The following is an 11,700-nucleotide window of genomic DNA, read 5'->3' on the forward strand; positions in this document are numbered from 1 at the left end:
GCCCCCCACTCCTTGACTCCATCCCCCATTCCATCCCTTCACTCCCTCTTCCCATGCCCACTCCCCTGATTGAGTTTCGCCAGTTGCAAAAGGTCTACGGCTCGGGCAACACCGAGGTGCGGGCGCTGTGGAATGTGAATCTGTCGATTTATCCCGGTGAATACTGCGCCATCATGGGGCCATCCGGTTCCGGCAAATCCACCGCCATGAACATGATCGGCTGCCTCGATCGCCCCACGGCAGGCGAGTATTACTTCGACAACCAGAACGTCGCCACCCTCGACGACGATGCCCTGGCCACCATTCGTAACCAGAAAATTGGCTTTGTATTTCAGCAGTTTCACCTGCTGCCCCAGCTGACGGCGCGGGAAAATGTGGAGCTGCCGATGATCTACGCAGGCGTGCGCAGCGATGTGCGCCACCAGCGAGCTACCGAGGCGCTGGAGCGGGTGGGGCTGGGCGATCGCATCAACAACAAGCCCACCCAGCTGTCGGGCGGGCAGCAGCAGCGGGTGGCGATCGCCCGCGCGATCGTCAACAATCCCCTACTCTTGCTGGCGGATGAACCGACGGGCGCGCTCGATACCCACACCACCAAAGACGTGCTGGGCATCTTTGCCGATCTCCACGGGGCGGGCATTACGGTGGTAATGGTCACCCACGAACCGGATGTGGCACGAGCAAGCGAGCGCATTGTCTGGTTTAAAGATGGCGAAGTGCTCAACGACCATCTCAGCCCTGAGGATTTAGCCGAATCGATCGCGATTCGGTGATAGCTGCAAGCGACTAACTTACTGACTGCTTAGGTAACGGCGTAACCTGTATGCTCTCGAATGGTGGGCACCGCCCCGCCCTACTGGCTGAAGTGGCGGACTGTACCATAATCACCGGATGTGCAGCGCCGGGTTTAATCGTAGACGTTTTTGCGATGCTGACATCGGCCCAGAATAATGACCCGGTTATCATCATCAATCTTGTAGCGCAGACGATAATCGCCAATGCGAAAGCGGTATTCAGCTTCTACCCCTTTCAGCTTGATGGAACCAGCAGGGCGAGGCTCTTCCGCTAAGAGCCGTATTTTTTTGAGGATGCGCTGATAGACCTGCTCGGGCAACCTGTCTAACTGCTTCTGTACGCTTTTGGGCACAACAATTGAGTAGCTCATGCCATCCGCTGAGACCGCTGTGAGGCATACTCGTCTAGGGTGACAAAGTCTCCGGCCTGGTACTCGGCGTAGGCTGTAGCTACTTCAGCTTCTTCTTCGAGGTCAAGGGGTTCGTCGCCAGAGTCGTGGAGATCGCTATCGAGAAACTCCCAAAGACGCTGCTTATCAGCGTGGCTGAGCTTGGCGATCGCTTGCAAGAGAAAGTCGAAGGGAATAGCGAGGTTGAAGGTCTTGCTCATCAAACTTACTCCGTCAGCGCTTGGGATACTGGACTGGACAAGGGTTTAGCCTAAACTCAGCATCGGCATAATTATTGTATCAATTCCCTTTGGGGGCATTTTATAGTGCTTGAATGGGGTCGTTCGCAGGGGGTGATACCGATAACTTTGAGCCCATCGGATGACCAAGTAAAGTGATCTGCCCAGGATTGCGCCCTTGGGTTGAACAGGTTTACAGATTGGGCTGTTGTAGCATCAATGCCGGTGGTGAAGTTGTAGCGATAGCCATTGCAGCGTTGACAAGCCAAGGCAAGATTATCTGGGCTATCAGACCCGCCGCGTGACCGGGGCAGAATGTGGTCGATCGCAAATTGGGCGGCACTGGCATCTTCTGATGAATGACAGTATTCACACAAATAGCTGGCGCGATCGCGCACCAGTCGCCGTAATTCAGCGCTGATGGTCATGATTCAGCGATTATTTTGGCGTTTAGCAGAGTAAAAATGCGATCAAGCTCAAGGATGCCTGCGAGTTCTGCCTGTTCGGTCTCAGTTAATTCATCGGTTTTTTGGCGTTCGGCTAGGTCATCTAGACGAATCTGTAGAGAGTCGGTGAATTTGAATAAGCTGTGCCCCCTCACTTTGCGAAGGGTGACCCCAGAATCAACCCAGGACGAGGGTTGCACCATCATTTGAGTGATCATAGGCCAAGGGTGAGGTTGGGAATGCTCATATTTTAGCTGGTTGAAGATCGGCTTCTGCTTTGGCAAACCAGGCGTCAGGCATGTTGTGCCACCGGCATGAATGACTGCGATGAGGGGCGATGCTGAAGCAATGTCCAGGAAAGGAATTCTACTTGATCCGGCGATCGCAGCCACGGCAGGGTGGTCACTGCTCACCAGCGGAGAGAATGGGCGATTGTGCGCTGCACACGCTTTCTCTTGCAGAGACGCTCCGAGATCGCCCCAATGCAACCTGCTGAAATTGGTGGGTTTTCAGAAAGATTGGGCTAAAACGATCGCTCGTTTGGATTCTCAACGATGAGTCCCTCATTACTAGCAGCGGCATTGAGTTCATTGTCGGCTGAGACAAAAATTAAAGGCGGCAGATCATTAGATAGGCAGAGTGTGTTAACCGCGCAACCTGCAGCTAGCTGTACAGCATCGTATCCTCGCAGCCCTCTTGACTCGGCTAGAGACATCCCTAAGCTGATAACATTTTCGGTGATTTCAATAATTTGGTAGGTTGACTGAAAATCTTGTTTAAACTGAGCACAGGCTAAAGCAGCGTCGGCTGCTTTGACACTACCGCTGCGAGCACGTCTAGAAATAGCGGCAATAATTTCAACACCCGCGATCGCAGCTACAAAGCAGTCATTGCCCAAATCTGGTGAAAACAGGCTTGAAACCCAGTTTGTTCCTGTTTCACGGATATACCGCTTGACTAAGGCGCTGCTATCTAGAAAATAAACAGCCATCTACCGCCGCTCATCTAGGATAGTTTGGGAGACGGCTTCGCCTTGGACAGTAATTGGCTGAAAGTTGTTTTGGGATACGGCAGCGAGTGGGCGCACCGACTTTACTAGGCCAGAAGCTTTTAGGGCCTGGTGAAATGTGGTCTGCTCTAGGGGCAGGGGTTGACTGGGTAACGGAATCGCTTGACCGGTGGAGGTATCAGCATCGGCATCAAGACACTGCCGCAGACGTTGCTTGTCGGCAGGGCTGAGTTTGGCGATCGCTTGCAAGAGAAAGTCGAAGGGAATGGCGAGGTTGAAGGTCTTGCTCATCAAACTTACTCCGTCAGCGCTTTGAATGCTGGACTGGGCAAGGGTTTAGCCTAAACTCAGCAGCATGATTATTATATCAACTCCCTTTGTTAGCCAGCGATGGTCGAAGACCGGCCCAAAGGGCCAACGCAGCCACGGCAGGGTGGTCACTGCTCACCAGCGGAGAGAATGGGCGATTGTGCGCTGCACACGCTTTCTCTTGCAGAGACGCTCCGCGAACGCGAACGCTTCCACGTAACCCGCCAAATTTGCCTGACTTCTTTGCCTGCTAACTAACAGAGATAGAATTAATCAGCATTATCTATGGCATGGCCATGAAGCTGCCCAAATAAAAGCTATGAATCCTGTGACAAGTCTAGACACGGTAGCTAACCTGAAACCAATCGCCCGCGATCGCCTCACGCTGATTGAGCCTGAGTTCGAATCGATTCAACGACTTCCCGTTGGGTAGGTGGGCACGGTGCTGGAGGTTTACGAGGGGGAAACCCCCAGCTATCTCCAGCCTGTATCTGGGCTAGGAGAGGCTCTAGGTCTGAGCGAATGTGGCGATAGCGCTTGGCCAGGGCACGGAGATTTCGCTTGAAGTCAGACGTAACCTCAAGCTCAATAGATAGTGGCTCACTTGGCATCAATGCCGTCCCACAGCTCAGCGAGGGGGATGGTTTGGCCGGTCATGGCTTCATGCCAGCCCTGGCGGAAACTTTCTTCGGCGCTTTTGAGGGTGACGCTTTCGCGAAATAGCCGCACAATCTGCAACAGGTTGGGCAGGTACTCGGGGGGCGTTTGCTCAATCTCTTGCATCACGGCATCGAGTACAACGTTGTTTGAGGTCATGGGGTGGCCTGCGGTCGTTAGGTTTGGGCGAATGACTGTCTTTAGTGTAGCCCTAGGCAAGGAGGTCTAGGTCGCTGCGGGGCGGGCCTCGCCACGGGCGTAGCGGCCAAAGAGGATGATTTTCTTGGGGTGGATGTGAGGTGTTCTTCGGATAATGCACCTTACGCTAAGCTGGGTACATAGCTTTACCGGGCATTTGTGAAGTGCTGGCCAAACTTACTGATCAAAATCGAATTACTCTACCGTTGAGTGTAACTGAAGCGCTTGGCCCAGTGGAGTACTTTGAGATTACGGTGGAGAGCGGGCAGGTAATTCTTACCCCAGTTAAAATTCAGCGGTCTGATGCTGTGAGAGAAAAGCTGGCTGAACTAAACATCACCGAGCAAGATGTGGCTGATGCCGTAACCTGGGCGCGCAAAAATTTCGGTGAATAGCGTGGGGTTGGTCGAACCATTAAGTCGAACTATTGAATTGACCAGTCTTCAAATAATAGGTCTGCTATCTGCTCAAAGTCTGAAGTGTTGCGGGTCAAGAGGGTTGCTCGGTGTGAAATCGCGATCGCCGCAATTTTGAGATCCATCGTGCCAAGGCGAGGATAGGCTTTGCGCAACCGATCATATGTTTGGGCGGCGTTAGCGTCAAAGGGCACAATGGCAATTGACGCGTAGTCAAGGGCAAGTTGTTGCAGCCAGTGATAGGCAGAAACCTGCTCTTCGACTGTTTTTGCCCCAGCGACAACCCGCAGCCGTCCTCTGAGTTGTTCTTCGTAGGTAATGACGGTGACTGCTACTTCGACTCCTTCAATAGCAGCCAGTCTTTGTAGAATGCGCTGACCTGCTTGGTTCCTACGCTGAATAAAGCTGAGGTGGTCAGTATCGAGGATGTACATACCGCAGCAAGTCACCTAATCGGCAGTCTTGCGCCAGTCTTGCCCAAAGCGCGTCGCGGCATCAAAGGTAGGATCGTTTTCAAAGCTGCCTGCGACTTTTGACCACCAAGGGGTCGGCTTTTGCAGAAGACCCGACAACACCTGTTTGAGCTGTGCCAGTTCTGCCTCTAGGGCTGCAACTCGGGCTTCGAGGGGCTGAGAGCGCTCTTCGAGTTGTTGAGAGGTCATAGCAGCAGGCGTGAAGACTTGAGCTTATTATAGCGATCGCAGCCACGGCGGCGTGGGTATCCGTGACTGTGGGAGGAAGGGGCGGTCGGCCCAATGCGACTTGTTGAATTTGCCTGGTTTCAAACAAAATTGGGCTAAGCTAGGGCAAGTAAATTTTTAATAGTGTGGAAGTCTTTCCCCTATCTAGCATGTAACAATTTCGCCATTATTTTTATTGTGTCATGGTTGAGCAAAAACTGAAAACACACGTATGACTTCCGCACAAAGATTAAAACTCCCTCTAGTTCTAGGAACCACTATCTTAATGGCACTTTCAGTTTCCTGGAAAATACAGCAAAATAATGTCAACGAATTTCAGCAAAAGATATTTGAATTAGAACAGAATATTGATGGCCTCTCAGGAACTCTGTCACAAGATCAAGAAATTTCACTTCAAAAAGACTTAACTTCTTTAGTCAAAGACAAGGTAACGCTTCAAAATGGAGTTTATGTGAGCCTTATTCAGCTTTTGGGTGGCGCGTTCTTCTTTGTGACAGCATATTTTACATGGAGGAATGTCAAAACTGCTGAAGCAAACTTAAAGGCTACTGAAGAAAAACAGATTACTGAAAGGTTTAGTAAATCGATTGAACACTTAGGTAGTGAAAAGCTCGAGGTTCGCCTTGGAGGAATTTACTCACTAGAACGAATTGCAAAGGACTCTGAGAAAGATTACTGGCAGGTCATAGAAGTTTTAACGGCTTTTGTTCGTGAGAAATACAAGCTTGAGACCAAGCAAAAACCATTTAAATACTCAAAGACAGAAGATGAACTTATGGATGAATATATCGAAAGTCAACGATATGAACAGGAATATGACTATGATGATTATGAAGAGGTTCGCAGAAGAAGCCCCAACGAAGAATATATTCATCCTGTTCCCGTAGAAGTTCAAGCAGTCTTAAGCGCCATTGGTCGTTGTGCTAAACCCCAAAATTTACTGGCGACAGAAAGCATAGACTTAAGTCGAACGGAGTTGAGTGGGGTCTTCCTCACAGGTGATTTAAGAGGTATAAATTTTGAGGGATCAAATCTTCAATGGGTAAAGATTAAAGAGGCTAACCTTAGTCGATCAAACTTCTCTGACACCAACCTTGAAGTTGCACAAATTGAAAATTCAAACTTACAAGATGCTAATCTTCAGGGATTAACACTACAGTGGTCTAGACTGATAAATGTTATCCTTAAAGGATCGAATTTAGAAAATGCCAACCTAACTGAGAGCTTGCTGCAAAAGGTTGTGATTGATAATGCGATTTTGTCAGGTACTAATTTTCGAAAATCTAGGCTCATGGAAGTTTCATTAAAAAAATCTGACTTTGAGGACTCTTACCTTAGTGGAGTTGATCTTAGTTATGCTGACCTTAAAGATCTAAATCTCCAGTTTTTTGACTTGGATGATGCAATTTTGAAGGGTGCAGATTTAGAAAATGCTGTCCTTGATGAAGCTGATTTAAAGAACGTTGACTTTGAAGAAGCGATACTTGTCAGGGTAAGTTTTCGGGGAGCGAATCTTAAGGCCGCAATATTCAAAGGCGCAAATCTTCAAGAAGCTGACTTTACAGGTGCTCGCTTACTTGGAACCGACTTCAGATCTGCTGTTAATTTGAGTCCAGATAAAGTAAAAATGGCAAAACATTGGAGAGCTGCGATTTATGATCCTGAAATGCGAAAAGAGTTAGGCCTAGAACCAGAAGGCAATGAATAAAAGATTAATCTTTTTTGGCTAGCATATCTCCTAGATAAAACATTACAAACTCTTCGGCAGCCTGAAAATTCAGAGTTTTCAAAGCTTCTACAATTTCCACCACTGTCTCCGCCGTAGGATCACGTTTGTCGTGATACCAGCGAGAGACACTGCCTCGCTCTACACCCATTGCTCCGGCAAGCTGATTTTGGCTAATGCCGTAGGTGTCTAACACCTGCTTTAGTGCTTGGCTTGCTCTACCCATGCTCCAACTGTGTCAGAGAGTCACAGGAACGTAAATGTTGCTTTTTGGATCACAATCCCAAAATTGGTGCTATGTTGTGATCCATTGAGCAACATAGGAGCCTTCTATGCCGCAAGCCTTTATCCCTTCAACCCTGGCTGACCCCGCATTGCAAGTCACCATCGAGCCCGCCGCCGAGCCGGGGCGGGAGGTGATTCGCATTTTGGTCATTGGCAGCGCCCACGGCGTAGAACGCATCATCCACGAACTCTACCGCCTCGGCTTTGCCGAAGTGCGCGAATGGAGCAAACCCCAGCCCACCGGGCGCATCAACGAAATCATGCGCGTCCTCACCCGATATGTGCTGGTAGAGTAGGGGTTTGGGCTAAGCTGGGCTTGATGGTTCAGGGCTGGACTGAGATTGTCCCCCAGGGGTGATCGAAGACTGTCGCCGGGTGGCGCGAATCAAAAACCTTAGCGCCTCATTCACCGCATCCGCATTGGGAAACATCTCGGCTACATCTGGGTCAAGCCGCACTGTTACACCGCCAAAGCTGGTGCGTTTGGGGCCAAACCGTCTGACCTGTAGCGTTGACAGATCATAGTCTGGCCGCAGATCGTCTTCGATAGGTGAGTTATCCATTTTCGTAGGCTTCCCGCTCTGAGCGTGTAAGTTCTCGGGCGCTAATCAGGCGAATTGCATCGCCTCGCTCTGTGATCGAGCCTGCTGCCGAGTCGGGGCGAGAGACCATTCGCATCTTGGGCATTGGCAGCGCCCACGGCTGCGATCGCATCATCCACGAACTCTACCGCCTCGGCTTTGCCGAAGTGCGCGAGGGTCGCACACCGGGCGTACCCACGAAATCATGCGCGTCCCCACCCGATATGTCATGGTTGACCTATAGCGCAGGTCAACATCGCTGCTTCCCTATGGCCAAAAACACACCCAGTCATGCGATCGCCCCTGCCGCCCCCACCCCTGCCTTTCTGCCCAGCTTTCTCAAGCTAGCGGCGGCCAACATCATTTCAAACCTGATGGTGCCCCTGGCGGGTCTGGTGGATACCGCCTTTCTGGGCCACCTGGATGACATCAGCTACCTGGGCGGGGTGGCTCTGGCCACGGTCATTTTCAACGTGGTGTATTGGAGCTTTGGCTTTTTGCGCATGGGCACTACGGGCACCACGGCCCAGGCGCGGGGGCGGGGCGACGGTGAAGAACTGTGGCTGATTTTGTTACGCAATGGCGCGATCGCCCTCAGCTTTGGCCTGATTATTTTGCTGCTCCAGGGGCCGATTCGCGAGGTGGGGTTTGCCCTGCTCAGCGCCGAGCCAGCCGTGAAAGCAGCGGGCATCGCCTTCTACAACGCCCGCATCTGGGATGCCCCGGCGGTGCTGATGAACCTGGTGCTGATGGGCTGGTTTTTGGGCCGCGAAAAGGGGCGGCGGGTGATTGTGCTGTCGATGGTGGGCAACGGCAGCAACGTGGTGTTTAACTACATCTTCATCAATCAGCTGGGCTGGGCCAGCCTGGGGGCTGGCTTGGGTACGGCCCTGAGTCAGTACATGACGCTGCTGGTCGGGCTGACATTGTTGGCCAGCGAAGGCGGCTTTGGGCGCCTCTGGGCGGTGCTGCCCCAGGGCTGGAGCCCCCAGGCGATGAAGGGATTGTTTTTGCTCAACCGCGACATTCTCGTGCGCACCTTTGCCCTGGTGCTGAGCTTTGCCCTGTTTACCAACTTCAGCTCGGCCCTGGGCACCCAAACCCTGGCCGCCAACACCCTGCTGCTGCAGGTGGTGACGCTATCGGCCTACTTTATCGACGGCATTGCCTTTGCCACCGAGAGTTTTGCCGGGCGCTACTACGGCAGCGGCGACCTGACCAACTTGCGCCGTCTGCTCAACGTGGGCGGCAGCACTAGCATTGCCCTGGGGCTGAGCTTTGCCCTGGCCTTTGTGCTGTTTCCGCAGCCGCTGTTTGGGGTGCTGACGGGGCACCAGGCGGTGATTGCCACGGTGCAAACCTACGTGGGCTGGCTGGTGCCGGTGCTGGGGTTGGGGGCGATCGCCTATATGCTCGACGGCTACTTTCTCGGTCTCACCGCAGGCCATGTGCTGCGCAACGCCACGGTGCTGGCGGCGGGGGTCGGCTTTTTGCCCCTGGCTCTGGTGGCGCAATCGGCGGGTAGCGCCCATCTGCTGTGGCTGGCCCTGGTGGGGCTGATGGCTGCCCGCGCCCTGACCCTGGTCTGGGCGGTGCCCCAGTCTTTGAAATAACCGCAGTCATTCCTGCTATTTTTCTACAAAATTTAGATCGGGCTGGGCGTTATTGGTAAGCTTTCTCTACATCAGTTGGATCGCTTTAACTGCCGCCCCATGCCACGAAACGATGAGTTTTTCAACGAAGTTTATTCTATTGATCAAGCGAATAACGCCTATATGATTGAGGTCGCCCTCGATCGCTATACCGATATTTTTAGTGAGTGGGATCCAGCCCCCTTTAAGCGGCGAGAATTAGATCCAGACCTGCAATTTTATTTAGAAACCAGCGCGGATGAAATTCCGGCTCGATATGCGATCGAGGTCTGTTTTACCCTGCCTCCTGCCACCCGCAATGACCCCATGGAGCAGGACGTTAGAGTTGGCCTCAGAAACAGCGTCGATTTTAAGCTCTATTTGCTCAGAAAAGAGATCAGGCTGATCAACATCCGCACGTTGCAGTATGTGATGGCGGGTCTCGGCACGCTCTTAGTCGCGAGGCTGGTGTCAGAGCCCGCCGAGCTAAACCTGGTCACCGCTGTGTTGACCGAAGGCCTCTTCATTGGCGGCTGGGTTTTTTTATGGGAAGCGGTTTCCCTCTTCTTTTTCTCCAATCGAGATTTGTATAACCGATATCGCACCTATAAGCGATTGCGGCGATCGCAGGTCATTTTCAAAGAGACTGAACCCAGGGCAGACGGAGCGCAGGACCCCTAGCGTACTCCGATAGGGGTCCTGATGCCGGTTGCCCATTAACCACGATTGGCGACCGAGCTGCGCTGGCTGAGCATGGCCTGGTGGGCCTGTTCCCAATGATGGGTGGCGATCCGAATTTGGCTGGGGTCGGTCATGCCCTGGGCGCGGTATTCGCGCACGGCTTCGAGGGCCGCCTGGTTACTGAGTAGGGCCAGGTCGGCTCCATTCCAGCCGTCGGTGCGGTTGGCCCAATCGTTGAGGTCAACGGCCTCTAAGGGGCGATCGCTGTTGTGCACCTGCAAGATCGCCAGCCGTCCTGTCGCATCGGGCAAGCTGACTTCAAGCTGGAGGTCAATGCGGCCAGCGCGCAGAATGGCCGGGTCAAGGGCGCTGGGGCGGTTGGTGGCGCCAATCAGCAGCACGTTGGGGCAGCCCTGGAGGCCATCGAGTTCGGTCAAAAGCTGGCCGACGACGCGATCGCTCACCCCAGAATCACCCTGGTACTGCCCCCGGGCGGGCACCAGGGTATCGATCTCATCGATAAAGACCACGCAGGGCGCGGCCTGGCGGGCCTTGGCAAACAGCTCACGCACGGCCTGCTCGGCGGCACCCACCCAGCGGCTCAGCAGTTCGGGGCCGTTGACGGCGATAAAGTTGGCTCGGGCCTGGGCGGCGACGGCCTTAGCGAGTAGTGTTTTGCCGGTGCCGGGAGGCCCCCAGAGCAGCAGACCCCGGGGCGCTTGGGCCCCGGTTTGGGCGTAGAGTTCGGGGTAGAGCAGGGCTCCCTCGACGGATTCTTGCAGGGTTTGCTTGATGCTTTCTAGGCCGCCGATGTCGTCCCAGGCAATCGCGGGCGACTCCACCTCCACCGATCGCAGCACCGAGGGCTTGATCTCCTTAATTGCTTGGAGAAAGTCGTCGTGGGTCAGGGTCATGGTGTCGGGCACCGGGCCAGACAGGTCGGGCACCTGGCGGCGCAGGGCAAAGTAGGCGGCTTTTTGGCAGAGGGCTTTGAGGTCGGCCCCGACCATGCCTACGGATAGATCAGCGATCGCATCCAAGTCCACTCTATCCAGGGGCATATCGCGGGTTTGAATCTGGAGAATTTCGCATCGTCCCGGGCGATCGGGCACCCGAAACTGCACTTCGCGATCGAAGCGGCCGGGGCGGCGCAGGGCCGGGTCGATGTGGTCGGGCCGGTTGGTGGCGGCCAGCACAATCACGCCCTTGGTCTGGGCAAAGCCATCCATTAGGCCCAATAGGGTAGCGACCAGGCGCTTTTCGACTTCGCCCTCGACCTTGCTGCGATCGGGGGCGAGGCTGTCGATCTCGTCGATAAACACCAGGCAGGGGGCCGCTTTCTTAGCCTTCTCAAAGATGGCCCGCAGGCGCTGCTCAGCCTCGCCGTAGTATTTGCCCATCACCTCAGGGCCGACGATAGCGATGTAGTTTACCCCCAGGTCTTCGGCCAGCGATCGGGCCGTCAGGGTTTTGCCGGTGCCGGGAGGGCCGACCAGCAGCACGCCCCGGGTGGGTTCTAGCCCCAGCTTGGCCAGTACGTCGGGCCGCTTGAGCGGGATTTCTACCAGTTCGCGCAGTTCCTGGAGGGTAGCGGAGAGGCCGCCGACATCCTTCATCGTAGGGTGGTGGGGCTGGGAG

At 53.9% G+C, this 11,700-nt stretch carries 18 protein-coding genes and 1 pseudogene; 6 read left to right on the forward strand and 13 right to left on the reverse strand.

Annotated features, from left to right (window positions below; genetic code table 11):
• Positions 1-53: 53 nt before the first annotated feature.
• A complete protein-coding gene (locus IQ254_RS25735; RefSeq protein ID WP_228041096.1) occupies positions 54-773 on the forward strand; it encodes an ABC transporter ATP-binding protein in 720 nt (239 codons plus the stop codon).
• Between the two features lie 134 nt (positions 774-907).
• Here the strand turns inward: IQ254_RS25735 and IQ254_RS25740 are convergent, their stop codons facing one another.
• The 7 genes from IQ254_RS25740 to IQ254_RS25770 all read right to left on the reverse strand — a co-directional run bounded on the left by IQ254_RS25740 (position 908) and on the right by IQ254_RS25770 (position 4,002).
• Positions 908-1,165: a type II toxin-antitoxin system RelE/ParE family toxin gene (locus IQ254_RS25740; protein ID WP_193969012.1), complete on the reverse strand. Its 258-nt coding sequence runs from the start codon at positions 1,163-1,165 to the stop codon at positions 908-910.
• Positions 1,162-1,404, reverse strand: coding sequence for a hypothetical protein (locus IQ254_RS25745; RefSeq protein ID WP_193969013.1), 243 nt, complete (start codon positions 1,402-1,404; stop codon positions 1,162-1,164). Before IQ254_RS25745 ends, IQ254_RS25740 begins: the two co-directional genes overlap by 4 nt.
• Before the next feature lie 71 nt (positions 1,405-1,475).
• Positions 1,476-1,850, reverse strand: coding sequence for an HNH endonuclease (locus IQ254_RS25750; RefSeq protein WP_193969014.1), 375 nt, complete (start codon positions 1,848-1,850; stop codon positions 1,476-1,478).
• Positions 1,847-2,086, reverse strand: coding sequence for a hypothetical protein (locus tag IQ254_RS33940; RefSeq protein ID WP_193969027.1), 240 nt, complete (start codon positions 2,084-2,086; stop codon positions 1,847-1,849). The genes IQ254_RS25750 and IQ254_RS33940 overlap by 4 nt, the downstream gene beginning before the upstream one ends.
• Before the next feature lie 305 nt (positions 2,087-2,391).
• Entirely contained in the window at positions 2,392-2,859 is a 468-nt protein-coding gene (locus IQ254_RS25760; protein WP_193969015.1) for a type II toxin-antitoxin system VapC family toxin, read from the reverse strand.
• On the reverse strand, positions 2,860-3,168 hold the full coding sequence (locus tag IQ254_RS25765; RefSeq protein ID WP_193969016.1) for a hypothetical protein: 309 nt from the start codon (positions 3,166-3,168) through the stop codon (positions 2,860-2,862).
• Between the two features lie 618 nt (positions 3,169-3,786).
• A complete protein-coding gene (locus IQ254_RS25770; RefSeq protein WP_193969017.1) occupies positions 3,787-4,002 on the reverse strand; it encodes a hypothetical protein in 216 nt (71 codons plus the stop codon).
• A 203-nt stretch (positions 4,003-4,205) separates the two neighbouring features.
• On the opposite strand from IQ254_RS25770, the gene IQ254_RS25775 reads away from it, so the two are divergent.
• Complete coding sequence (locus IQ254_RS25775; protein ID WP_193969018.1) at positions 4,206-4,436, forward strand: AbrB/MazE/SpoVT family DNA-binding domain-containing protein; 231 nt, start codon at positions 4,206-4,208, stop codon at positions 4,434-4,436.
• Between the two features lie 29 nt (positions 4,437-4,465).
• On the opposite strand, the gene IQ254_RS25780 is transcribed toward IQ254_RS25775, so the two are convergent.
• Both IQ254_RS25780 and IQ254_RS25785 read right to left on the reverse strand, forming a co-directional pair.
• Entirely contained in the window at positions 4,466-4,891 is a 426-nt protein-coding gene (locus IQ254_RS25780; protein ID WP_193969019.1) for a type II toxin-antitoxin system VapC family toxin, read from the reverse strand.
• 15 nt (positions 4,892-4,906) lie between these two features.
• On the reverse strand, positions 4,907-5,119 hold the full coding sequence (locus tag IQ254_RS25785) for a hypothetical protein (RefSeq protein WP_193969020.1): 213 nt from the start codon (positions 5,117-5,119) through the stop codon (positions 4,907-4,909).
• A gap of 250 nt (positions 5,120-5,369) precedes the next feature.
• Between IQ254_RS25785 and IQ254_RS25790 the strand changes: the two genes are divergently transcribed.
• Positions 5,370-6,866, forward strand: coding sequence for a pentapeptide repeat-containing protein (locus IQ254_RS25790; protein WP_193969021.1), 1,497 nt, complete (start codon positions 5,370-5,372; stop codon positions 6,864-6,866).
• Positions 6,867-6,870: 4 nt separating this feature from the next.
• On the opposite strand, the gene IQ254_RS25795 is transcribed toward IQ254_RS25790, so the two are convergent.
• Entirely contained in the window at positions 6,871-7,080 is a 210-nt protein-coding gene (locus tag IQ254_RS25795; protein ID WP_313887571.1) for a helix-turn-helix transcriptional regulator, read from the reverse strand.
• Positions 7,081-7,216: 136 nt separating this feature from the next.
• Between IQ254_RS25795 and IQ254_RS25800 the strand changes: the two genes are divergently transcribed.
• Positions 7,217-7,465 (forward strand): hypothetical protein, encoded by a 249-nt coding sequence (locus IQ254_RS25800; protein ID WP_193969023.1) that lies wholly within the window; start codon positions 7,217-7,219, stop codon positions 7,463-7,465.
• Positions 7,466-7,474: 9 nt separating this feature from the next.
• On the opposite strand, the gene IQ254_RS25805 is transcribed toward IQ254_RS25800, so the two are convergent.
• Positions 7,475-7,732, reverse strand: a complete 258-nt coding sequence (locus IQ254_RS25805; protein WP_228041099.1) for a hypothetical protein — start codon at positions 7,730-7,732, stop codon at positions 7,475-7,477.
• Positions 7,725-7,811, reverse strand: a pseudogene (locus IQ254_RS33945) (BrnT family toxin); the annotation flags it as partial. The gene IQ254_RS25805 and the pseudogene IQ254_RS33945, both read right to left, overlap by 8 nt.
• Here IQ254_RS33945 and IQ254_RS25810 point away from each other — a divergent pair.
• Both IQ254_RS25810 and IQ254_RS25815 read left to right on the forward strand, forming a co-directional pair.
• On the forward strand, positions 7,804-9,363 hold the full coding sequence (locus IQ254_RS25810; RefSeq protein ID WP_313887572.1) for an MATE family efflux transporter: 1,560 nt from the start codon (positions 7,804-7,806) through the stop codon (positions 9,361-9,363). The pseudogene IQ254_RS33945 and the gene IQ254_RS25810 overlap by 8 nt on opposite strands.
• Before the next feature lie 99 nt (positions 9,364-9,462).
• A complete protein-coding gene (locus IQ254_RS25815) occupies positions 9,463-10,062 on the forward strand; it encodes a hypothetical protein (RefSeq protein WP_193969024.1) in 600 nt (199 codons plus the stop codon).
• A gap of 35 nt (positions 10,063-10,097) precedes the next feature.
• Here the strand turns inward: IQ254_RS25815 and IQ254_RS25820 are convergent.
• The coding region (locus tag IQ254_RS25820) for an AAA family ATPase (protein WP_193969025.1) at positions 10,098-11,700 on the reverse strand (1,603 nt) is incomplete at its 5' end.

The organism is Nodosilinea sp. LEGE 07088, from assembly GCF_015207395.1.
In the GTDB taxonomy this organism is placed as follows: Bacteria; Cyanobacteriota; Cyanobacteriia; order Phormidesmidales; family Phormidesmidaceae; genus Nodosilinea.

Coding starts and splice junctions, on each gene's coding strand:
- IQ254_RS25800 (WP_193969023.1), top strand. CDS start 7,217: ATGCCGCAAGCCTTTATCCCTTCAACCCTGGCTGACCCCGCATTGCAA.
- IQ254_RS25815 (WP_193969024.1), top strand. CDS start 9,463: ATGCCACGAAACGATGAGTTTTTCAACGAAGTTTATTCTATTGATCAA.
- IQ254_RS25740 (WP_193969012.1), bottom strand. CDS start 1,165: ATGAGCTACTCAATTGTTGTGCCCAAAAGCGTACAGAAGCAGTTAGAC.
- IQ254_RS25785 (WP_193969020.1), bottom strand. CDS start 5,119: ATGACCTCTCAACAACTCGAAGAGCGCTCTCAGCCCCTCGAAGCCCGA.
- IQ254_RS25805 (WP_228041099.1), bottom strand. CDS start 7,732: ATGGATAACTCACCTATCGAAGACGATCTGCGGCCAGACTATGATCTG.
- IQ254_RS25735 (WP_228041096.1), top strand. CDS start 54: ATGCCCACTCCCCTGATTGAGTTTCGCCAGTTGCAAAAGGTCTACGGC.
- IQ254_RS25745 (WP_193969013.1), bottom strand. CDS start 1,404: ATGAGCAAGACCTTCAACCTCGCTATTCCCTTCGACTTTCTCTTGCAA.
- IQ254_RS25790 (WP_193969021.1), top strand. CDS start 5,370: ATGACTTCCGCACAAAGATTAAAACTCCCTCTAGTTCTAGGAACCACT.
- IQ254_RS25770 (WP_193969017.1), bottom strand. CDS start 4,002: ATGACCTCAAACAACGTTGTACTCGATGCCGTGATGCAAGAGATTGAG.
- IQ254_RS33940 (WP_193969027.1), bottom strand. CDS start 2,086: ATGATCACTCAAATGATGGTGCAACCCTCGTCCTGGGTTGATTCTGGG.
- IQ254_RS25750 (WP_193969014.1), bottom strand. CDS start 1,850: ATGACCATCAGCGCTGAATTACGGCGACTGGTGCGCGATCGCGCCAGC.
- IQ254_RS25765 (WP_193969016.1), bottom strand. CDS start 3,168: ATGAGCAAGACCTTCAACCTCGCCATTCCCTTCGACTTTCTCTTGCAA.
- IQ254_RS25760 (WP_193969015.1), bottom strand. CDS start 2,859: ATGGCTGTTTATTTTCTAGATAGCAGCGCCTTAGTCAAGCGGTATATC.
- IQ254_RS25780 (WP_193969019.1), bottom strand. CDS start 4,891: ATGTACATCCTCGATACTGACCACCTCAGCTTTATTCAGCGTAGGAAC.